Origin of the sequence: Bdellovibrio svalbardensis (genome assembly GCF_029531655.1) — a bacterium.
Taxonomy (GTDB): Bacteria; Bdellovibrionota; Bdellovibrionia; order Bdellovibrionales; family Bdellovibrionaceae; genus Bdellovibrio; species Bdellovibrio svalbardensis.
Genome location: NZ_JANRMI010000003.1, coordinates 489,843 through 509,820, shown reverse-complemented (window position 1 = coordinate 509,820; position 19,978 = coordinate 489,843). Strand labels below are relative to the sequence as shown.

Genomic DNA, 19,978 nt, shown 5'->3' with positions numbered 1-19,978 from the left:
ATCGCTAAGGATCGGAAGTCAGCTTTTGATAAAGCTTCAGGCCGATCCAGGCATCCGTTGCCGCATACAGAATTTGCTTCTCAGTTAATTCTTGCGCTTCCCAGTTTGTGGTTTTGGGCCCTTTGGTAATCGTGGCCTGCAAAACTTCTTCAGTCATACCTTTCAGACCAATATTCTTAAGATTCTTATTTTTAGCTACGGTCTGCAGTTCAATAAAGCCGTGCGGTTGGAAATGAAATCGCTTCTGCAATTGTTTGAGGTCATCTCTAATCGCAGCACCTACTTTAGCCACTGCAGGATTCTCAAAAATATTTTTAATAACTTCAATATTTTTGATGTGCTTAAGACGAATAATATAGGCATCTGTATCCGTCGCCAATTGCAACAAGGCCACGGGATAGGACTCGCCCTTTTTAAAAGCGGGACGAGTCTCAGTGTCAAAACCAAGCTCTTTATGGGATTCAAGTGCAAGCGCAATCGCTTGGAGCTCTTGATCAGTGTTGATGAGATGAATTTTTCCGGGAAACGATAAAAACTTAAATGCAGGTTGAGTCGTGTATTGGCCTTTAAGTAAGGCTTTTAAGTTTTCTAAAGGACGTCCAATAACCGCGGAACCCTTTCCTTGCAGAATAGGACGTTCCATTAGATGCGGTTTTTCAGAAAGGCGCAAAGCGACCTCTTCAGCCGAGGTCAAATCAAACGGAGCATGGAAGAAATCTGCTTCCTTTGCTCGCACTAAGGATGAAAGTGGTCCCCTCAGCTGAGCAATCATTTTCAAGAGATCTTCAACGGAAAGTGGTTCTTTAATATAGTCGATAATTTGAAAATCTTGTCCTTCAGCTTCTAACAAGCTTAAAGCTTCGCGACTCTTGCTACATTGGGGGTTGTGATAGAATTTCCATGAAAGCATATGTTGAGGATGTTGCCATCAATAAGGATGGATGTAAATTCTTACTTCGTGAAAGGATCTGCGCACGGGATGATTGGCTGGCCTGGCGGCGTCGCTTTGAAATTGGAAATTGGAGCAATAGAGGAATTTTTTTGGAGCAAAAAATGGCGGACACGAATAGATGAGTTTTGAACCGGGTGCGAGGACTTACTGCCTATTTTAAAATAAGCCGTTCCTCGTTGCGGCAGGGCGAGTTTCCTTCGAAACAGTTTGCTCAAATTCGTTTACTTGATAGTCTTAGGCATGTTTCAGCAAGTTATAAAACCCAGAGCTTTAAAAATTGGCGATACAATAGGAATTTTCACACCCTCATCGCCGGCTTATCAATGGAATGAAGGTCTGTTTTTGAATGGACTTGAAACATTGAAGCGACTCGGTTTCAAGGTCAAGTTAGGAAATCTTACTGCACGTCGTGGGCATCAAGGATATCGATCTGGTACCCCAAAAGACAGAGCCGACGAATTCATGTCATTAATTCGTGATCCAGAAGTGAATGCTTTAATGTCCACTATTGGTGGCATGAATTCTTCTAGCCTCATTCCATTTCTAGATTTTGATCTTATTCGTAAAGAACGAAAATTGATCTGTGGATTCAGTGATGTAACCTCTCTTCATGTATCAATTTTAAAATTCGCGGGCCTTCGAACTCTCTATGGTCCAAGCGTGATGTGTTGGTTTGGCGATTGGCCAAATGGAGTTGAGGAGAGTTCAGCCTGGTTTCTTGATGCAGCCGTAAATCACAAGTCTGGTGTACGGAGCGTAGATGCCCCCTCGCGCTGGAGCAATCACAAGCGTCGTTGGGATAACGACGAATGGAAAACTCTTCCACGAGCTTGGCAGAAGAACGATGGATGGCGAGTACTCACCCCAGGGTCCGTGGAAGCGCCTATTCTTGCGCTAAACTTAAACACGCTCATGAGTAGTGCTGGAACTTCTTTTTGGCCCGATTTCAGCCGGAAAGTTCTTCTTCTTGAAGATATGGAAGCGCCGCTGAGTCGAACGGAAAGAAGTTTGCAACAGTTAAAACTTATTGGGGTTTTTGATCAAATTAGCGGACTCGTTATTGGTAAGCCTGAAGTCTATAATCAAGAAGGCGCGCCATTTAACTACGAAGATCTTTTTCAGGAAATCATTGGCCCACGTCGGTATCCGATTATTTACAACTTTGACTGTAGTCACACAGTCCCAATGATCTCTGTTCCGCAACTTTCGCCGATACGCTTAGTTGCAGAGAAAGATCACTCAGTTACATTTCAGTTTTTAGATGGTTCGATAGAGTAGACGCATCGGATTCATTTGGCCAAAATCAGACGGTAGAATTATCTACTTCATTTATCTGGGCAAGCTTTGTAAGCATTTTTCCCAAGACCTCGAGTTGTTCTCGGAAGGTTTCGTTCTCTTCAGTAGTTAGTATTTTTTTGATCGTTAGAATCTCGATCAAAGGAACACATTCGAAAACAGAACCACGCGCGATCCAAAAGAATTGGCGCTTGTCACCTTTATGCCACCGCCCGTTACCTTCCGCGATGTTGAGGGGAATGGAAAGGGCCGCACGAGAAAGTTGATCGGTGAGAGTGCGTGTGATGCCTTTGCGTTCTAAGATGCTTGCGATAGCGGTGTTGAATTCGATGGAGCGCTTATAAACGTCAAGATTTTCAAATGGAAATGCCATGCAAGGCCCAAGTGCAATCCTCAGACTCGGGCTGACAGAAGAGAGAGCATACTTAGATAAAAGTATTATCCGATCCCCGCATCAATCAATTTTCCATTTTCCAAATCTATTATCTAAATTTTGCGCACGGGAAGACTAGCTCGCCTAACGGCATCGCAGAGAAAATGGATCTGGAGAATAGATTAAATTTTGCTGGCGCAAAATTTGGCGGAGAGAGCCGCAAAGTAGACGAACACTGTGCGGTGGTTATCTTTGAGTTGGAGGCTTATCCGGAGCCTAAGGCGGCGTCTGCGGTGGATCTGGAGGCGCTAATGCGGGTATTTGGATCGACGGTGAAGGTAGCTAAGCATATTGGGGCTAGCCAGGCGCATGTTTGGCAGCGGCTTAGTGATGGTAAGAAGCGGAAGAAGTAAGAAGGTTATTAAGAAGACAAGCCTTGTTGATTTTGAGGGATTTGGCTTGATTTTGTGGTCCCGTGAATTGTTTGGCAAAACACGGGACAGAATCTAGCGCTAAATAGTCAAATTCGGCGAGCTATGCATGTGAAAATATGCCAGTGCTTGGAAGCACCTAATGCGGTGGGGCCGATCATCTCTTTTTCTGCCAAAGATTCGGTTTTTAAATTCTCAAGTAGTTCTTCAACATCAGCTTTAGACAAAAACGACATTGAACCATGTGTTCCATCGTTCCACTCATCATTGATTCCAAAGAAATCGCAAGAAATAATCCCACCAGGTTTTAATGACGATAGTAGCTTTTGCCACAAAACTTTCAGCTCTTTTAAAGAACAAAAAGGAAGTGATGCACTTGCATTGATTAAGTCATAATACTCTTTTTCAAAGCGAGCGTCTTCAAAATGCTGAGGGATCAAATTTAAACGATTATCATTGGTCTGAAGGCTTGATACCAGTGTAAGCGCTGATTCATTAGCATCAAGAGCATCAACGGACCAGCCTCTTTTGAGAAGCTCTCTTGTATCTCTTCCGCCTCCGCAACCGAGATCTAGCGCCATCCCTGCAAAAGAAGGAAAAAAAGTATTAAGAGTTTCCAAAAGCCTTGGGCGCGCAGCTGACTCTGAAGTTACCGCGCTATATTTTTGCCAAACATCGTTCTCACTCATACGTATAAGTGTATCTAGAAATGATATAGGTTCAAGTTGTGATTAAAATCCAATCTTTTTGGGGTCTCGGCGGCAAATCTTGGCGTTGGCTTCATAACCAGACAATTTTGTCTCCGGCTAAGATCGCTTGTAATGTTGGTTATTAGGGGTTGGTCTTTGGCGGCGCCCCTTTGGCGACCGATACCGATATGATGGCGCTAGGCCACGACAGCGGGGAATCAATAAGCCAGCGCGAATATATTCGATTTTAGGCTCTTAGAGATTTGCCTCAACTAACACCCCGCATGGTGCGCATTGCAATTAGTAACCTGGCCTTTCATTTGCAGAAGGTAGTGATTGATTACATCGTGTAGTCCCGATCTTGAAGGGAAATCAAATGATAAAGTTTTTTTCAATTGCCGCAGTCATTTTTTTTGGTTCATTAAATGTTTATGCAGATGCAAGTAATTGCAATCCAACTGGCAAGTACTATTGCGCCTGTGAGGACATCACTCATGGAGGGTACTACCAAATTTCATTCATGAAGCTTGATTATTCTTCAGGAAACAAAGCAGTGATTTCTGCTTTGAAGCAGTATAACGATGATCCTGTTTTTAGAATTGAACATACCAACGAAGACATTCAAACTTACAACAAGTGTTTGTCTTTAATGCGCACCTATCCTGAGTGCCAATAACCACTTGTTATCGATAAGAAGACCAAGAAGTGCGCAGGCTTCTTGCTTTTTTATGCCCGGAATCTGCCGCCACGGTGGCGGTGGGGAAGGTAGCTATCTAAACCATTAGCTATCAATCCAAAAAAGATCGATGTTTAAATTCGCGATCTCTTCTGCCGGAGAGGCTTTGACAGTTTCAGAAATTTCTTGAATCGTTTGCATCAGGGTTTCGCGTATCTTTGCAAAGTCTTTTTGGCTCAAAGAAATATTAGCGGTGAACATCATTTCGTTGTCGGCGATGTTTTCACTTTTCTGAATAGCAGCAATACGCCAGTTGGAATGATGCTTAATCAAAAAAGGAGAACCTTTTTCCACATGAGTCGATTGGGTTCCCATCATATAAAGTCCATTTTTCTGAATGCACAGACCATTTGAAAGAAGAAATTGCAAAATCTCTTGGGCGCGCTGTCGACTGATTTCAAATTTCTTCAGGATAGATTCAAGGCTTTGCCCATTGCCCACCGAACAAAAAAGATGAATTGCAGAATATAAATGACTGGAATAAAAAATAGACCGCTCTAAATCAGTCAGTCTTTTTTCGCTGACAATTCTATTAGAAATTTTCAGGGATTCTTTTTTTATTTCGTCGCGCTTTTCTCGGAAATAATTTTTAAGATCCTGAGTGCCAGCTCTCTCGATTTGAATAAGAGTAATGAAAAAATCCGTTTCAACTTTTGGAAGAACAAAATACTCAGCAATTTTTTTTGCCTGCTCTAAAGTGAAGTCTTTTGGGCCTGACATAACTTGCGAAACCATCGTCGCATTGATGCCCAAAAACTCTGACAACCGAGATAGCTCGCCCCTTCCTGCTCCAGGGCGTTTTTTGATTTCGGATCTTAAAAATGCTTTGTAATCGTTAAATTCAAAAATAGACATACCTTTGTTATATCGGATATTTACTTAACATTCTTTATTAAATAATAAAAGTTATCGTCAATCGTTTAATAAATTGATATGGAGATAAATAGCCCGTCGCATTATAACGGTCCCACTTTTGAATCATTTAACCGAAGGAGACCTTATGAACAGTTCACAAGTGCTTTTTAAGAACCTAGTAGCGCTATTTTTGTTGTTACCGCTGACAGCACCAGCACAAAGTCCAGGCCCTCAACAAAAATTGTCCAGCGTAAAGATTGTAGACGGTCGAGCCATCAAAACTTCACCCGCTAACGAAAGCGAAGGCAAGGGCCTGAATAGCTATCTTCAGAGCGTTGATAAACTGGAACAAAAGGCGGCATTGAACTCCAAAAGTGCTCAAGCACTAACGAAGTCCATGGGCGGAATGAACAGTGGCGGTGGCGATCTTTGTGAAGACAGAATTCAGGTTATTCGCGAGGATCTACGAAAATGGATACTAGATGGTGGTCCCAACGGGCTTAAGTTGCCCGGCGGCTTAACTGTCGCACAATATTCCGATCAAATGATGGCACAGATCGACTCTGCTAAAATCAGCTGTGTGGGCCCAAATGATCGCGGCTTTCCAATCATGATTGGAAAGACCCCGAAAGTTTGCCGATTTGATCAAGCCGATAGAGGTTCGATCACCTGTGATTTATCAAAATTCAATGCAACAAACGAATCGGATCAGTACGTCCTAATTCATCACGAGTACGCGGGACTTGCTCAGATCGAATTACCGGATCAGGCCGACTCAAAGTACGACACTTCCAATCAAATTTCGGGCTTCTTGGAAGATGTGACAATCAAAAAACTCGTAGTGAAACCTGCTGAACTAAAACATAAAGGTGAATTTTGTGTGGGAAGAGTTACTTCTCCGGGATATTGGAATTATCAATATTATCTATCTTGCGAAACAAATGATCTGGATCTAGTAGCACAAAAATATATTTTAAAAGAAACTAATATTCCGAAGTTTCAAGAGGACACTCGCAAGCTGGTGGAAGAAAAGCATAGCATCACTTTTCTATCAACTTTTGCGAATAAATTAGATCTATTTTCGACAAATGCCGATGACAACACTGCAACTTATTGCATCGTTCAAGTGTTTCCAGCGGATAGCAGATATCCGCATACCTTGATTTGTGAAGATGGCGACATGGAAAGCAACTCGCTTGAGTTATTGACCGACCGCTTAGCAAAAAATGGTTTCACTCGCGCCGGAACGATAGCTAATCCTTCGAAATATATGTTTCTTATTAAAGGAGTACAGTTCTTAATTTATAAGAAAAACTAAACAGCGAAAATAGATCAGGGTGAAACTAGAAGCCTGCCACGAAGTGCGCTGGCTTCTTTCTTTTTTATGCCCGGAATCTGCCGCCACGGTGGCGGTGGTTCATCATCAATCAAACGGCTGGAAAAGATCACAACAAAAGCAATACATTTCCTCTGAGCCGGAAGCATGAATGGTATCTCTTTGTCGGTCGATAAAAGCGAGAAGCTGCGTGCGCAAGAGTTCCCAATCTTTTTTGGAAACTGAAAATAAGGTTGTGTAGTGAATCGCGTTTTTATTGTTCACACTATCGACGGCCTTCAATCTCCAGTTCATGTGGTTTTGAGCATTGTGGGACGAGCCTGTTGGAATATGGATATTCTTGCCCGAATGAATCCATTTCCCATTCTGGAAAGACAGAAGCCCGGCTTTCTCCAAATCCTTGAGAATACCTAAGCCTTCTATTTCAGACAAACGAGCCTTTCGGGTCATCGTCTGAGTAGATTGAAATTCGTTGATGCTTGATAACGTATGAAGGGCCGCGTATTTCCAGCTGGAATAGTATTTTGCCTTTTGAATCTCCGTGAGTTCATTGCTGTCGTCCTTTTGGGCGATCTTCTTACTCAATATCAAATCTGCCTGATTAAGTTTTTCCATCTTTTTCTTGATTTTAAGTTGCGCCGTTCTGGAAGCAGATCGCTCAAATAACAAAAGAAGGAGGAAGTATTCTTCTTCCGCTTCAGAAAGATTTAAATATTCAGCAAGACCTAATATATGATCTGGTGTAAGTTGCACCTTTGATGAAAGACACTGAGATAAATACGTTCGATCACAGCCTGCAGCCTCTGCAAGTTTTGAAATCGCTCCCCGTCCTTGCATTTCGGAAATATCTTTTAGGTACTTTTTATAGGAATGATAGCCAAAGACTCTTTTCATCGTTATAAGTTATCACGAATTTAGATTATTTGTTATAACTAAATAATTGAGCCCATCGAAAAGTTTCCCTATCTTTGCTATACGAAAAGGGGGATAGAAATGAAATCTCAAGTATTGTTAGCAAGTTTATTACTTTGCTCTTCGTCATGGGGCCTTGTAGGGCCGTCAACTAGTGGCGGCGGAAATGCCGTCGTCTGCCGCAATCAAGAAGGAAAGATTCAAGCTGCTGAGGTCTTGGATTTATACGAAGCACGTCAAGAATTAGGTTTTGATATAATGCCTTCAACCGGCGATGTCTTCCGAGATTACACTCGTGCAGTTAAAAATGGGTACCGACTGCAAGGAGTTGTAACACCCGCTTCCGAACAAGAAATTCGAGATAATTTAACGCGCTTCGAAAATAGAGTAAAATGGCTGCCTAAAGACGAAAAGCTACCGAACGTCGGCGACATTGGAAGTGTGATCTCTGTGCCCGAAAACTGCAGTATTGAACAACTAGCAATCTATTATGACGGAACTGATCAAGTAGAAATAAGCCAGGAAATCTGGTTTTCGCTGGACTCTTTAAGCAAAGCCGCTCTTATTAACCATGAAGTTGTCTATAAATTTTTAAGAACTCTTCCAGAGAAAGCTGACGTCACATCACACGATGCTCGCATCACAAATGCGGCCAGCTTTGCTAACAATGTGGTTCCTGTGAAACGCGGTATTTCATCGTCATCACAGGTGTCAGTTGCCTGCGAAAACTTCAGAGGCGATGGCAGCTGCATTTCACCAACAATTTTCTATAAAGCTCTTCTTCAAAATACTGATGGCTCCGGAAGCTTGAAGTTGCAGTTTACAGCGCTCGCTGGAAGACCTCTTATGAGTGAAACTACTTTAACCATCCCGCTAAGTGTGACTGAAAATTCTGTTTACCCAATTGTAAGCCAACAATTGAGAGGGTGGTCTGCGAAAATAGTACGAGATAGCTCGCGAGGCCCATGGGCAGTTAAGGCTCTGATTTTCAAAGGAACTCTTCAAATTACAGAAGTTGCTTTGTAGAGACCAAGTTTTTGCTGAAGGTAAGAAAAGGCCTGATTTTTAAGTCAGTGCCTTTAGTCGATAACGTATGCGCAGGCTACTTGCCGCGAATTCGGCTAAGAGTCACTGGCGACACACCAATGTAGGATGCGATTAAATATTGTGGCAAACGGTTGGCAAGCGCTGCGTTTTGCTTCATGAAAAGCTCGTAGCGTTCCGTTGCATTCATCATTAAAAGCTGTTGCTCGCGCTGTTCGGTTTCAAAAAGACATTCTTCCGCGTTCAGTCTTCCCAGTCGCTCCCAGCAAGAATGGGACTCGTAGAGCTTTTTTAGATCGCTATATTTAACAGTCACTAAATGGGTATCCTCAACAGCCACACAGCTATAAACGGCGGGAAGCTCTCGAACCACACTCATGTAACTTGCAACAGTACTGCCTTCAGCAACAAAGTTTTTTACAAACTCTTCGCCCTTATCATTCGAATAAAAATTATAAACGAGGCCCTTCACGACGAAACCAATTTCTTCGTATTTCTGTCCTTGTGAATAATAGACCTCGTCGGCCTTCAGGTTCCTGACATTCAAATAGCGAACAAACTGAAGCCATTGATCAGGGGGAATAGGCAGATAAGCCGCGAGAGAGTCTTTTAAAGCAGTATAAGCATCCATTTATTAACCTAGGTAAATGAAAAAGGTCCCAAGGGCAACTATAACCCATCTAGCACTTCACCTTAAAGGAAAGTAAAATGACTAGACCCCTATTGGCGTTAACTATTTTGTTTCTCTCTTTATCAGCCCTAGCCAGCGAGCAGCCTTCTTTAACCCCCTGCCCGGCTCCGTGGAACTGTGAAGTTACCCCTTTCATTTTAAAGACTGACGGAGTCGTATTTATTCGCAACGGCTACCTTGAAGAAAATCAAAATGTTCCCTTTAACGGAAACATCATCTTCTACGAGGGGCTTGGCGATTCGATGGTAAACCATCAACCTTTATTTCAAAAACTGACAGATGCTGGGTATCGAGTGATCGCTTTTGATTACATGGGACAAGGCGGCTCCAGTGGCTCCATGGACGACACGCGTATTTTGGAGATTGGCAAACTGGGAAATAAGATTTGGAATTTGCACGCTCGAGATTTAACGAACTTTCCAAAGAAAACAATCCTTGGCTGGTCTACGGGGGGCCTGGCCGCTTATACCCAAGCAGCCCTTGAAGGCGACGTCGACACTGTCGTACTGATTGCTCCCGGAATATCGCCCAAATACTTCGTAGGAGAACAGCATCCCCTTCGTGGCGAAATAGATTTGATCACCATTCCGACTTTAACGACACAAATTTATGGCGAGGGAATTTTAGACCCTCACATCGATCCGATTAAGCCAGACTCTCCGGTTAAAATCCCCTGCTTTTCAATCGACTTGGCCCTGACCGCCAAAATGATGCGGTCCACGCCCATGAGTCGAAGAATGAAGGGATTTGTGCTTCTTTCTGGTAACAAAGACACCTACGTCGATGCCAAGGAAACACGGCGTATTCTTAGAAGGACAGCACCGCACTTTTCGCTGAAACAGTATCACGGTGCCCTTCATGAGATTGATAACGAAGCTGAGCCAATTAGTTCCATGGCCCATCAGGATATTTTAAACTTTCTCGCGCAGAGTGATCGCTGATATGGCCAATTTTATTGGCGATATTTTTTGGATTGATAGCTAATGGTTTATACAGCCCACCGCCACGGTGGCGGGGGGGGTACGACCGACGTAGATTCTGTGTCTATGGCGCAACAAAATTTGATTTTCTTATTTCGTCCATCTGAGTACCCAAGCGATGCCTACAAGTCCACGCACTGTTGACTATGGTAACTATTGAAACCATTTGGTTTGGGGTGAGCCCTTCTGGTCAGACAGTGGCTTAAATAATTAATGAACAAGATGGTTGCTCAGGGAATATGTCGACTTTAGAATTGGGTCATGAAAAGTAATAACCAGCTCAATGGAGTTTCTCCCCGACTATGTGTTCGTCCCTATAAGCTATCTGATTATAAGTCCTGGTCGACAGCTGTTATTCGAGCTTGTGAGGTAGATGGGGGCAAGGATTCATTTAGAAAAAAAGTTCTGAAAAATAGGCAGCTTAGGAAGGAAGACCGATCTTATGTGTTTGGCATCTTTCATAAAAAAACAAACGAACATCTTGGTGAAATTGAAATTAACATCATCGTACGACGAAATTTTCGATGGGCTAACCTAGGATATGAAATCCATAGTCACTATCGAAACAAAGGTTTTGCCAAAGAGGGCGCTGCGGCTGTTCTAGAAATTGGGCACAACTTCTTAGATCTTCACCGAATTGAGGCAGTGATGCCTGCCTCGAACAAGGCCTCGATCAAAGTTGCTCGTGCTTTAAAAATGAAAAAGGAAGGAATTCGGCGCAGGTTTATTCCGATGAGCGAAGGGTGGACCGATGCAATGGTCTTTGTCTCGGTCAGATGACCCTACTAACTTAGCCAAAAATTTTACCATAAGGCGCTGACTTCTAAAAACTCAGCGCCTTTCTTATTTCAACACCCCAGCAACATTGGCACACATAGTGCTGTCTATGGGTTGAAGTATTTTTCTTCAAAGACCTTATTTTTCAGGGAACAAATTAGCAACTTCCCGAATTAACTAAGAAAAGTCTAAAAAGGAAAATATCAACAACCAAGGGGGTAGCTATGGACTTATTCAAATTTTTTGAATGCTTCAGCCACAAAGAGGCTGGCTTTTAACGTGATTCTTCAATTAAGAGATATTTTGCTCTTGGAGAATCTAAAAAAATTCGGAGTACTCTCCACACCGCAAATACAACGCCTCCACTTTGTCGGGATCGCAAAAGAAACCGCATTAAGACGTCTTCGTGCATTGGAGGCAGGTCACTTTATTCGCCGAGCAGTTCCATTGGAAGATGCCACGAATACTTGGACACTAGCGTTCAAAGGAAAGCATCAACAAGCAATTGAGGATCGTTTGCAGTTTTCAAATCGCAATACTATTCGGCATGACATCATTGTCAACGACGTCAGAATGAAACTCGAGTCATTTGGGCTGGCCTCAGAGTGGACACCTGAATATCAAATTAAAGCTGAGACCTTCAGAAACTATCGCTACAAGCACGCCAAGGAACGAGTAATCCCTGACGGATTGATGATTGAACTTATGTCGGGAAAACCGCAAAGGATTGCCATTGAAGTTGAGTTAACCAGGAAAAGTGAAGCACGTTACAAGCGCATATTCAGGGAATACAAAGATCTTCGTTACGACATCATTTGGTACTTCGTAAACGACACCAAGGATCTTTTCAAAATATATCAGGCCGCAGAAAGAACCTTCGGTTTTGATGAAGGCAATCTGTTCTTTTCAATTACTTCAAATTTTTTGAAAGAACCAATACCCGATATCTATCCTATTCAAGAACCTGAATGGATGCCGTTAACGCGGATCTTATTTGATCATCTAACGATCAGTTCCCCCGCTCACACCCCCGCTCAAGGGGTGAGCAGGCAAAACGATCCGGGGGAGCAGTTGGAAGCAACACCTAAGCCCTCGGATTTACAACCCAACTCCCTCTTTCCAGCGCCACTGCGTGGCGGGTTCTCTACTCCTGACCCCTCACCCCCAACGAGTGGTGGTAAGGGGTCAGGAGTAGAGAACCGAGAGGGGGATGGAATGAGGGCGTTTAGTGTAAGTAGTGAGTTAAAGAAATGTGGATAAGAAAGGAGAGAAGTAGAAAAAAAGGAAGTAAAAAGGCAAAGGTAACAAATTTTAAAAGGAGGTATTTTGTGGCGAAGGAATTTTTAAATTGATTATAGAGGACTTAAAGATCGAACAGCGCGAAGTTTGCATTAGTGAGAACGAATTAAACCGTAAAAGAGTTCAGCTAGTGGCGGCACTGCTTGAGATTGAAACACTCTTAAGAAATCAAAATGCAAAGCTTTTAGAAATCACACGGAATGACCGAAAAGAAGAGGTCGTTTGGAAGGAGGCCGCATGAATAGGATTGGAATTTATCTTCGCGTTTCTACAGAAGAGCAGGCCAAGATTCTTGAAGGATCGTTAGTTTCACAACGACGACGAGCTGAAGAATACATCGATGGACAAAATCGACGCGAGCCCAACTGGGGCACTATCGTCGATGTCTATTGCGACGAAGCTAAGTCAGGCAAGGACATGAACCGTCCTGAATTCCAAAGACTTCTTTCAGACATTCGCGTTGGCCGAATCAATTTGGTTCTGGCGTCGGAACTTTCGCGACTATCAAGATCCATCAAAGACTTTTGTGGTCTGTTAGATTTTTTCAAAGAACATAAGGTCAAGCTAGTCACCCTTCGTGAACAGTTCGACACGACCACGGCGGCTGGCGAGCTAATGATGTTTAATCTTGTGAACTTCAATCAGTTCGAAAGAAAACAAACTGGTGAAAGGATTACCGCCAACTTTACCAGTCGCGCAGAACGTGGCCTATGGAATGGCGGCGTGATTCCGCTTGGGTACAAGCGCAATCCTGAAAATCCGGGAAGTCTTTTAATTGATGAGACGGACGCTGATTCCGTTAAAATAATTTTTAAGATTTTCTTAGAGATAAAAAACCTGCGTCAGACTTGTTTGAAATTAAATGACCTTGGTATTCGCACCAAGTCTTACATCAATGGCAAAGGTGAATCCAAAGGCGGCAACAAATTCACAGTGGCCAGTCTTTATCATTTATTAACTAATGCAACTTTTATCGGAATGCGCGAGATCAATAAGAAACGCGGCGATGTTCGTCAAGTGAAGGCTTCATGGCAATCAATCATCGAGGTGAAGGATTTTGCAGCGGTTCAAAATATCCTTGAATCAAACAGAAGAAGATTCAAACCCGATGAATGGAAGACCTATCCTTATCCGCTCACAGGGAAAGTGATTTGTGGTGAATGCGGCAAGCATCTCAATGGTAAGAGTGCTCATGGCAAAATCCAGAAGCACTTTTATTACGATCATGCCCGCACTTTGAACATGGCCGGAGTCGCAAAGCACAAATGCCAAGTCCAAAGAGTCCGAGCTATGAAGTTCGAGGATTTAGTTTTAAGTTCCCTCAAGCAGATCCTTGCGCGACCAGAGCTTATGGCTAAAGCAATTGAAGCCTATGAAAACGCGAATAATAAAGAACTGCCTTTGATTGAATCCAGAATCAAAACAATTGCCGAAGACATCAAGGTCAACGAAAAGAAGGCGCAAAATATTATACAACGGATAGAAGAGCTTCCTTCGGAGCTTTCCGCAGAGCTTTTTTATAAACGTCTAACGGAAATCAATAAAAAAACCCAAGAGCTTAAGGCAGGTTTATTGGAGTTAGAGTCCCAAAAAAGAAAGTCCTCGCAATCGAGTGTTAGCGAAAGCTCCTTAAAGGCTCGGGTTGAGTATGCCATCAAACACCTCAGCGAGGCCCCAAAAGAAAAGCACCGCGAAGTCTTTGATAACGCCATTCAGTTCGCAGAAATACACGCGACCAAGCTGAGGCTTGGGGTTTACGGAGGCTATTCAAATTTAAAGGATTCTAAGGTTCACCCTATCGAGGGTTCGACTACTATCAAAAATGGCGGAGGATGCGAGATTCGAACTCGCGTTACACTTTTGGTGTAAACTCGCTTTCCAAGCGAGCGCCTTCAGCCACTCGGCCAACCCTCCGCAATAGGAAGATCAAGATAACATGTCGCAAAGTGGCAAAGCAAGAGCTCTAGGCCTTAAATTTTAGCTATTCCCCAAAGTATTCATACAACTCATCCTTCGAAATTGCGCGATTGCGCTTTTCGGCCTTTAGCCTGCGAAGGTAAGGCTCTAGGAAATTCCAGAAGACGATCTGATAGACGAAAAAGACCGTGACCCCCAGGGCGACCATCAGGAAGGCGGGGCGCTCGGTTTGCCATTCGGCCATCGCTGAAAACAGCAGTAAGGGGTGCGTGACGAAGAGCATAGCGTGCAGCCACATCTCGGTCGGGCCGCAGTACTTCCAGTGCACCCACTCATCCTTGGTGATGCAAAGGCAAGATGCCAGGGCCATCACGTAGTAAATCGTAATGTTGAGTGGGGTCGGATCCGTAAAATAAAGAAAGTACAAGCAAGCCAAGACTGTGGCCGTATCGATCGGATGCCCCAGGCGTTCCCAGCGGGGCATCGTTCGCCGGTGATGAAAGAAAAATTCATCGACCAGGATGGAAGTCCCTTGAATGGCGGAAACGATCAGAAAGGCGCTCATTAGAGTTTCTCCATGTATCCTGCACAAATCGTCAGACCTGGGCCGAAAGCAAAGCTGATGATGGGCGTGCCTGAAGGAACTTTGTCGTCATTAAGAATTTTTTGCCACAGGTGAGGCAAAGTTGCGGAAGACATGTTGCCGCGTTCACGCAGCAATTCACGGCTCGCGGCGACTTGGTCTTCGCGAAGTTCGAGTTTTTCTTTTACTTGATCAATGATTTTCGGCCCGCCAGGGTGAACGGCGAAAATGGCATTCTTTTGAATGTGGTCGATATTGTAATTGCGATCCTTGAGCCATCGGAAAGTGAAATCGCGGACTTTCGAGCCCACCATGCTGGGTACATCTTTGGAGAGAGTCATCTTCATACCCCAATCAGAAACCATCCACTCCATCGCATCTGATGTTTCGGGAATCAGCTCTTCATAAAGGGATAATAATTTAAATCCTTGCTTGGGCGCTTCATGGGTCATCGAGTAGGCAATGCATCCGTCCGCAAACAAACTTTGAATCACCAGTTGTTCCAGGCTGCTGTCCTGGGGATTCAAATGTAAGCTGCAAAGTTCGGTGTGAACCAAGTCGACGGATTTCTTGTTGCCCAGGATTTCTTGGTTCGCCAAAAATCCCGAAGCCATACGCAAAGCGGGAAAGGCGCCGTAGCAGCCCATATGATAAGAGTGAGTGACGGTGACAGGTTTTTTTGATTTGAGCGCCGTCAGTTGTGCCGCACTCGGTGAAATATAACCCGTGCAACTGACATGGATGATGTCATTCGGGAATGGGCGTTCTTCATAAATATCATCAAATAATTTTTTGACGGTTTTATGAAAGAACTCATGCCGCTGTTGCATGGTTGCTCCGCGAGCGGAAGCGTGCACTGGGTAGATCTGTTTGTGATCCCAATCGCCTTCAGACAAGTCGGACGTGAAAAAGTAACGACGTCCAATTTGTCCTTGCGTGCAGCCGACACGGTGAAAGAGTTTTAGGTACCCTTCCGTCGTATCATGCCGATCCTTTTGAGCGATGTGGTGAGCTTCAGACAACCAAAGAAAGCACTCTTCTTGAGTGCTTGAATACGGCGGCTTTATTGAATAAAAGTTTTCTAGATACATGCCCCCAGTTTAGAGGGCACATTTTTTTGAAGACAGATCCAGTGTAACAAAACACTAGGCAGATTTGAGCATGTCATCAGTGTGATATTTGCGCATTCCCAGAAGCATTAACAATCCTGGAATTGCGATCAGGGCGCACACATAATAGAAATTCGCCCATCCTAAATATTTCACCATGTCTCCGGTAAAACCAGAGAAAAAGGTTCTTCCTAGAGTCGCAATACTAGAAAGGATAGCGTATTGAGTGGCCGTGTACTTCTTGTTACTTAGCGCCGCCATGAAGGCGACAAAAGCAGAAGTGGCCATACCCGTGCTGACATCTTCGAAGATTACAACTAGTGCAAACGGAACAAGTTGCGCGCCGGTGTATGTTAGCACTGCAAAAGACGCCGTGGAGATGGCTTGCAAGATGCCAAAGGTCCACAGGGAGCGGTAAATACCTAGATAGTAAATCACCACGCCACCCAAGAAGAAGCCCACCAGTGAAGAGATCAATCCGAAAGTTTTCGCGATCAAGCCGATGTCGGCATTACTAAAACCAATCTCAACATAGAAAGGGTTCAACAGGGCAATCGCCAAAGCATCGCCAAGTTTAAACAACAAAACGAAAGCCAGGATGTACCAAGCCCCCGGACGTTTCAAAAATTCTGCAAAGGGATCGACGATCGCTTGCAACAAAGTTTTTGGAGGAGGACTGTCGAGTTTTGGTTCCGGGGCAAGAAGTGTTGTAATCAAACCCACGAACATACAGCCGGCCATAAGGAAATAGAGCTGACCCCAGCTAATCGGCCAAATACTTGAACCGACCAAACCGATACCGGCACCGCCAGCAATCAACATGGCAATACGATAGCCGTAAATATTGAGCGAAGACCCCAGTCCCAGTTCTTCATTGGTCAATAGCTCGCGGCGATAAGCATCGATCGCAATGTCTTGAGTCGCACTGAAGAATGAAATCAAAACGGCCATGGTTGCCATCACCGGCAAGTTCAAAGTTGGTTCCAAAGTTCCCATATATGCCAAGCTGCCGATGAGGGCCACTTGCATGGTCAGCATCCAGCTGCGACGACGACCGACTTTAAACAAAGTAAAACGATCTAAAAGTGGCGACCAAAGGAATTTCAAAGAGTAGGCAATGCCCACCCAGCTAAAATAACCAATTGTGCTGATGTCCACATGCTCGCGGGAGAGCCAGGTTTTCAAAGTTCCGCCCGTCAACGCCAGCGGAAGACCGCTGGAGAAGCCAAGAAGGAAAATGATAAGCATCTGTTTGCTGAGAAGTTCTTTAAGAAGATTTTTCTTTGCTGTCATTCCGTGCTGAATCTTTCTGTTAAGAGAATATTTTACGAGGTTACTTTGCGTAAATTCTTTTTCATGGTCCACAGCAGATGACTGATGAACGGACGACGAGTCTCGCCAGTGGTAACCATAAGAAGCTTAGTGATTTTAAGATTTACAGCGTCCGTGTAAAGCAAAATCAGCATTTCATAGATGAAGTTGGTGTTCAGCGTGATGTGATTGTCGGTTCCGACGCCCAATTGTACGCCTTTTTTCTCCCACCATGAGAACGGATGGTCTTTGTAGTCCTCAAACTTACCGGTCAATTTGTTGTTTGAAGAGGGGAGCGACACCAGCGTCACGCCTTTTTGAATCATACGATTCAAAACGTCATGCTGATAGTGCTCCACTTCGCGTGCTGTATGGAACTTCGCCTTTACGAAAAGAATATCTTCTTGTTCATTAAGCGGTTCACCCTTTTTCAGTTTTTCAAGGACAGCGTGGTGGTGGCCCCAATCAAGCTCTGTCAACTCGCGGTAAAGAGGGTCCTTGTTCGTGATTGGAAGTCCGCCCTGGTTCTTTCGCAAGATTTCCTGATACAGGCGATGGAAATACTTGTTGGGATTAATCCCCAGGCTGATTCCATGCTCGAGCGTGTCGATATGCCAAATGTTCATGGCATTGTCGACGGCTTGAATGCCTTTCTTGAGAGTGTGCCAAGTTTCTCCGTGATGCGAGCGGATTTTAAAGCCACGATATTGCAACTTTCTAAACCCGGCCTGCATCTCATTGAAATGCTCTTTGCGGTAAAGCTCGCGCTCATCGCCGACAGTGTCCACATCCGTCATATGGGGCACAAGAAACGGATGCTTGTCGAGCATCTGCACCAGCTCGTCAATTTGCTCCATGAAGTGATCTTTGCGATTGCTAAATCTTTCTGAGTCAAAGTGATTGGCTTCTTTTCTGAATGACGGCGAAAGGATAAAATTAAAATCAGGATGCTCATCTTTGAATTTTTTAAAGCCATCATAAAGACCCAAGACGACATCTTCCGGGGTGACGTTTTCAATACCCGGGATCTGCTCGGAAGAGCTGGAAGTCGAACGCGACAATGAGAACTTCAGGCGGATGGAGCCCACGTTGTACTTTTCGCGCAGTTCGTTTGCCATATGATAGGCGGCTTCGGCATGCACTTCACGATTGAGGAAGATCAACTTCGGCAAATACAAAATTTTAAGATAGCGTGAAAAGCCTTCGTTTTCTTGCAGGCGAATCAAGCGGTCGACATCGCCCACCGTGCGGATCGGCAAAGCATCGGCGCCATAAACTTCCGTGATTTTTTCCTCATAAAGTTTTTTATCCGGGCCTTCCAGAAGCTTCATCAGGCGAGGATATAGAAACTCTGCGGAGATCGCTCCAGTCAGATGGATATGCTCTTCATGATATTTTAAAGGGAAGTTTTTAAAGAACTCAAAAAGCGCCGCAGAAACCGGGTGCTTCAATAAAGCCGAGATTACAACTTGGTTTATTTGAAAGCGGTTGAGTAAATCCCGAAATTCGAAAACGAGATCGTAGGCTTCGCGATGAGTTCTTTGCAAATCGGACGACAAGAGAAGATCAATCGTGTCGGATAAGGAGATGCCGTTGGTTTCGCTGATGATCGTGGTCAAAGCCGAAACGAGTTGATTATGAATATCCTTATTCACCGGTTTCTCCTTAGCAGATGCATCTGGAAAGACTACTTGGGAATAAGAATCTTGTACATGACTTTATGGGGGCCGATGTCCTTGATGTCGAAGAGTGGACCATAGTATGAAAAGCCCAATTTTTCATAAAAAGGAAATGCTTTGATGCGAGCATTGAACCATAAAAAGTCGCATTCTTTTTGTCGCAAATATTCAACACCGTGTTGAAGCAGAATTCCACCAAGACCTTGTCCTTGAAATTCTGTATCCGTGGCCATTCCGCGCAGGCGATAAGGAAATGTCGAGAGAAAATCAGGATGACCTTCTTGAATAAAGGTCGAGATCGAGATGAGTTTATTTTCCTGGAACAATCCGAAATGATAAGTCGACGTCAGGTCGTCACCGGGGTTTATGCACTCTTCCTCTGTCAGAAAAGGTTTTAAAACTTTTTTGCGTAAAGGAAGAGTTTCATTTGTGTATATCCGTCGGATATCAATCTTGGAGTTCAGCCTGATTTCGTACTTCGATGTCATCCTGTTTTAAGCCTTAAATAGGGCGCCCAATCGGGCGGAACGTGGTCGGCACTGATTTCTAATTCCAGTGTTGGTAACCACGATGGAGCACGCGGCTCTGTCAGTAAAGGCATATTTGCTGTTCGCGGCGTGCGATTTGCTTTGCGTTGATTGCAATCGCGACAAGCGGAAACAACATTTGTCCAATTTTTAGGTCCGTTATGAGATGCGGGGACGACGTGATCAAGAGTGAGCTGCTTGGCGTGAAACTTTGTGCCGCAGTATTGGCAGGTGTAATTATCGCGGATATATACATTTTCGCGGCAGAACCGCACGGCATGATTGGCCCGGGGTCGAACGTAGGTCCTCAGCCGCAAAACACTGGGCAGCTTAAACCTTAAATGGACCGACCGAGCGAAGGCTGAATGATATTCGAGTATCTCAACCTTATCCTGAAACCACAAAACCAAGGCTTTTTGCCAACTTACAATCCGCATGGGCTCGTAACTTGCGTTGAGCAACAAAGACCTCACTGAGGCCA

22 protein-coding genes and 1 tRNA gene are annotated in these 19,978 nt (G+C 44.2%); 10 read left to right on the top strand and 13 right to left on the bottom strand.

Annotated features, from left to right (window positions below):
* Positions 1-4: 4 nt before the first annotated feature.
* Complete coding sequence (locus NWE73_RS12525; protein WP_277578673.1) at positions 5-910, bottom strand: ArsC/Spx/MgsR family protein; 906 nt, start codon at positions 908-910, stop codon at positions 5-7.
* A 282-nt stretch (positions 911-1,192) separates the two neighbouring features.
* Here NWE73_RS12525 and NWE73_RS12520 point away from each other — a divergent pair, with 282 nt between their 5' ends.
* Entirely contained in the window at positions 1,193-2,230 is a 1,038-nt protein-coding gene (locus tag NWE73_RS12520; protein WP_277578672.1) for a S66 peptidase family protein, read from the top strand.
* A 25-nt stretch (positions 2,231-2,255) separates the two neighbouring features.
* On the opposite strand, the gene NWE73_RS12515 is transcribed toward NWE73_RS12520, so the two are convergent.
* The gene (locus tag NWE73_RS12515) at positions 2,256-2,621 is read right to left on the bottom strand and encodes a four helix bundle protein (protein ID WP_277578671.1); all 366 of its coding nucleotides are present in this window, start codon (positions 2,619-2,621) and stop codon (positions 2,256-2,258) included.
* 164 nt (positions 2,622-2,785) lie between these two features.
* On the opposite strand from NWE73_RS12515, the gene NWE73_RS12510 reads away from it, so the two are divergent.
* Complete coding sequence (locus NWE73_RS12510) at positions 2,786-3,034, top strand: hypothetical protein (protein WP_277578670.1); 249 nt, start codon at positions 2,786-2,788, stop codon at positions 3,032-3,034.
* A 107-nt stretch (positions 3,035-3,141) separates the two neighbouring features.
* Here the strand turns inward: NWE73_RS12510 and NWE73_RS12505 are convergent, their stop codons facing one another.
* Complete coding sequence (locus NWE73_RS12505) at positions 3,142-3,741, bottom strand: class I SAM-dependent methyltransferase (RefSeq protein WP_277578669.1); 600 nt, start codon at positions 3,739-3,741, stop codon at positions 3,142-3,144.
* A gap of 376 nt (positions 3,742-4,117) precedes the next feature.
* On the opposite strand from NWE73_RS12505, the gene NWE73_RS12500 reads away from it, so the two are divergent.
* Positions 4,118-4,417, top strand: coding sequence for a hypothetical protein (locus NWE73_RS12500; RefSeq protein ID WP_277578668.1), 300 nt, complete (start codon positions 4,118-4,120; stop codon positions 4,415-4,417).
* Between the two features lie 105 nt (positions 4,418-4,522).
* Here the strand turns inward: NWE73_RS12500 and NWE73_RS12495 are convergent, their stop codons facing one another.
* Entirely contained in the window at positions 4,523-5,332 is an 810-nt protein-coding gene (locus NWE73_RS12495) for a TIGR02147 family protein (RefSeq protein ID WP_277578667.1), read from the bottom strand.
* 145 nt (positions 5,333-5,477) lie between these two features.
* On the opposite strand from NWE73_RS12495, the gene NWE73_RS12490 reads away from it, so the two are divergent.
* On the top strand, positions 5,478-6,650 hold the full coding sequence (locus tag NWE73_RS12490) for a hypothetical protein (RefSeq protein ID WP_277578666.1): 1,173 nt from the start codon (positions 5,478-5,480) through the stop codon (positions 6,648-6,650).
* Between the two features lie 105 nt (positions 6,651-6,755).
* Here NWE73_RS12490 and NWE73_RS12485 read toward each other — a convergent pair whose 3' ends face one another.
* A complete protein-coding gene (locus NWE73_RS12485; RefSeq protein ID WP_277578665.1) occupies positions 6,756-7,562 on the bottom strand; it encodes a TIGR02147 family protein in 807 nt (268 codons plus the stop codon).
* Between the two features lie 99 nt (positions 7,563-7,661).
* On the opposite strand from NWE73_RS12485, the gene NWE73_RS12480 reads away from it, so the two are divergent.
* Positions 7,662-8,606, top strand: a complete 945-nt coding sequence (locus NWE73_RS12480) for a hypothetical protein (protein WP_277578664.1) — start codon at positions 7,662-7,664, stop codon at positions 8,604-8,606.
* A 76-nt stretch (positions 8,607-8,682) separates the two neighbouring features.
* On the opposite strand, the gene NWE73_RS12475 is transcribed toward NWE73_RS12480, so the two are convergent.
* Positions 8,683-9,255, bottom strand: coding sequence for a Crp/Fnr family transcriptional regulator (locus NWE73_RS12475; RefSeq protein WP_277578663.1), 573 nt, complete (start codon positions 9,253-9,255; stop codon positions 8,683-8,685).
* 77 nt (positions 9,256-9,332) lie between these two features.
* Here NWE73_RS12475 and NWE73_RS12470 point away from each other — a divergent pair, with 77 nt between their 5' ends.
* The 4 genes from NWE73_RS12470 to NWE73_RS18120 all read left to right on the top strand — a co-directional run bounded on the left by NWE73_RS12470 (position 9,333) and on the right by NWE73_RS18120 (position 14,240).
* On the top strand, positions 9,333-10,256 hold the full coding sequence (locus NWE73_RS12470) for an alpha/beta hydrolase (RefSeq protein ID WP_277578662.1): 924 nt from the start codon (positions 9,333-9,335) through the stop codon (positions 10,254-10,256).
* Positions 10,257-10,556: 300 nt separating this feature from the next.
* Positions 10,557-11,075 carry a GNAT family N-acetyltransferase gene (locus NWE73_RS12465; protein WP_277578661.1) on the top strand — a complete coding sequence of 173 codons (519 nt, stop codon included), beginning with the start codon at positions 10,557-10,559 and terminating at the stop codon, positions 11,073-11,075.
* Between the two features lie 276 nt (positions 11,076-11,351).
* Positions 11,352-12,332: a replication-relaxation family protein gene (locus NWE73_RS12460; protein ID WP_277578660.1), complete on the top strand. Its 981-nt coding sequence runs from the start codon at positions 11,352-11,354 to the stop codon at positions 12,330-12,332.
* A 276-nt stretch (positions 12,333-12,608) separates the two neighbouring features.
* Positions 12,609-14,240: a recombinase family protein gene (locus tag NWE73_RS18120; protein WP_407652958.1), complete on the top strand. Its 1,632-nt coding sequence runs from the start codon at positions 12,609-12,611 to the stop codon at positions 14,238-14,240.
* Here the strand turns inward: NWE73_RS18120 and NWE73_RS12455 are convergent.
* The 7 genes from NWE73_RS12455 to NWE73_RS18115 all read right to left on the bottom strand — a co-directional run bounded on the left by NWE73_RS12455 (position 14,195) and on the right by NWE73_RS18115 (position 19,745).
* Positions 14,195-14,285 (bottom strand) — tRNA-Ser (locus NWE73_RS12455). The genes NWE73_RS18120 and NWE73_RS12455 overlap by 46 nt on opposite strands.
* Before the next feature lie 67 nt (positions 14,286-14,352).
* Complete coding sequence (locus NWE73_RS12450) at positions 14,353-14,853, bottom strand: hypothetical protein (RefSeq protein WP_277578659.1); 501 nt, start codon at positions 14,851-14,853, stop codon at positions 14,353-14,355.
* Positions 14,853-15,962, bottom strand: a complete 1,110-nt coding sequence (locus tag NWE73_RS12445) for a 3-oxoacyl-[acyl-carrier-protein] synthase III C-terminal domain-containing protein (protein ID WP_277578658.1) — start codon at positions 15,960-15,962, stop codon at positions 14,853-14,855. The genes NWE73_RS12450 and NWE73_RS12445 overlap by 1 nt, the downstream gene beginning before the upstream one ends.
* 54 nt (positions 15,963-16,016) lie before the next feature.
* On the bottom strand, positions 16,017-17,273 hold the full coding sequence (locus NWE73_RS12440) for an AmpG family muropeptide MFS transporter (RefSeq protein WP_277578657.1): 1,257 nt from the start codon (positions 17,271-17,273) through the stop codon (positions 16,017-16,019).
* A gap of 32 nt (positions 17,274-17,305) precedes the next feature.
* A complete protein-coding gene (locus NWE73_RS12435) occupies positions 17,306-18,946 on the bottom strand; it encodes an amidohydrolase family protein (RefSeq protein WP_277578656.1) in 1,641 nt (546 codons plus the stop codon).
* 32 nt (positions 18,947-18,978) lie between these two features.
* Positions 18,979-19,458 carry a GNAT family N-acetyltransferase gene (locus tag NWE73_RS12430; RefSeq protein WP_277578655.1) on the bottom strand — a complete coding sequence of 160 codons (480 nt, stop codon included), beginning with the start codon at positions 19,456-19,458 and terminating at the stop codon, positions 18,979-18,981.
* Complete coding sequence (locus tag NWE73_RS18115; RefSeq protein WP_407652957.1) at positions 19,455-19,745, bottom strand: HNH endonuclease; 291 nt, start codon at positions 19,743-19,745, stop codon at positions 19,455-19,457. Before NWE73_RS18115 ends, NWE73_RS12430 begins: the two co-directional genes overlap by 4 nt.
* On the opposite strand from NWE73_RS18115, the gene NWE73_RS12425 reads away from it, so the two are divergent.
* On the top strand, positions 19,659-19,838 hold the full coding sequence (locus NWE73_RS12425) for a hypothetical protein (RefSeq protein ID WP_277578654.1): 180 nt from the start codon (positions 19,659-19,661) through the stop codon (positions 19,836-19,838). The genes NWE73_RS18115 and NWE73_RS12425 overlap by 87 nt on opposite strands.
* Positions 19,839-19,978: the final 140 nt, after the last annotated feature.

Bases quoted from the DNA above. Each gene is read 5' to 3' on its own strand.
- NWE73_RS12425 (WP_277578654.1), top strand. From the start codon at position 19,659: ATGAGATGCGGGGACGACGTGATCAAGAGTGAGCTGCTTGGCGTGAAA.
- NWE73_RS12510 (WP_277578670.1), top strand. From the start codon at position 2,786: ATGGATCTGGAGAATAGATTAAATTTTGCTGGCGCAAAATTTGGCGGA.
- NWE73_RS12430 (WP_277578655.1), bottom strand. From the start codon at position 19,458: ATGACATCGAAGTACGAAATCAGGCTGAACTCCAAGATTGATATCCGA.
- NWE73_RS12525 (WP_277578673.1), bottom strand. From the start codon at position 910: ATGCTTTCATGGAAATTCTATCACAACCCCCAATGTAGCAAGAGTCGC.
- NWE73_RS12470 (WP_277578662.1), top strand. From the start codon at position 9,333: ATGACTAGACCCCTATTGGCGTTAACTATTTTGTTTCTCTCTTTATCA.
- NWE73_RS12505 (WP_277578669.1), bottom strand. From the start codon at position 3,741: ATGAGTGAGAACGATGTTTGGCAAAAATATAGCGCGGTAACTTCAGAG.
- NWE73_RS12480 (WP_277578664.1), top strand. From the start codon at position 7,662: ATGAAATCTCAAGTATTGTTAGCAAGTTTATTACTTTGCTCTTCGTCA.
- NWE73_RS18120 (WP_407652958.1), top strand. From the start codon at position 12,609: ATGAATAGGATTGGAATTTATCTTCGCGTTTCTACAGAAGAGCAGGCC.
- NWE73_RS12465 (WP_277578661.1), top strand. From the start codon at position 10,557: ATGAAAAGTAATAACCAGCTCAATGGAGTTTCTCCCCGACTATGTGTT.
- NWE73_RS12485 (WP_277578665.1), bottom strand. From the start codon at position 7,562: ATGAAAAGAGTCTTTGGCTATCATTCCTATAAAAAGTACCTAAAAGAT.
- NWE73_RS12495 (WP_277578667.1), bottom strand. From the start codon at position 5,332: ATGTCTATTTTTGAATTTAACGATTACAAAGCATTTTTAAGATCCGAA.
- NWE73_RS12515 (WP_277578671.1), bottom strand. From the start codon at position 2,621: ATGGCATTTCCATTTGAAAATCTTGACGTTTATAAGCGCTCCATCGAA.
- NWE73_RS12490 (WP_277578666.1), top strand. From the start codon at position 5,478: ATGAACAGTTCACAAGTGCTTTTTAAGAACCTAGTAGCGCTATTTTTG.
- NWE73_RS12450 (WP_277578659.1), bottom strand. From the start codon at position 14,853: ATGAGCGCCTTTCTGATCGTTTCCGCCATTCAAGGGACTTCCATCCTG.
- NWE73_RS12520 (WP_277578672.1), top strand. From the start codon at position 1,193: ATGTTTCAGCAAGTTATAAAACCCAGAGCTTTAAAAATTGGCGATACA.
- NWE73_RS12500 (WP_277578668.1), top strand. From the start codon at position 4,118: ATGATAAAGTTTTTTTCAATTGCCGCAGTCATTTTTTTTGGTTCATTA.
- NWE73_RS12475 (WP_277578663.1), bottom strand. From the start codon at position 9,255: ATGGATGCTTATACTGCTTTAAAAGACTCTCTCGCGGCTTATCTGCCT.
- NWE73_RS12445 (WP_277578658.1), bottom strand. From the start codon at position 15,962: ATGTATCTAGAAAACTTTTATTCAATAAAGCCGCCGTATTCAAGCACT.
- NWE73_RS12440 (WP_277578657.1), bottom strand. From the start codon at position 17,273: ATGACAGCAAAGAAAAATCTTCTTAAAGAACTTCTCAGCAAACAGATG.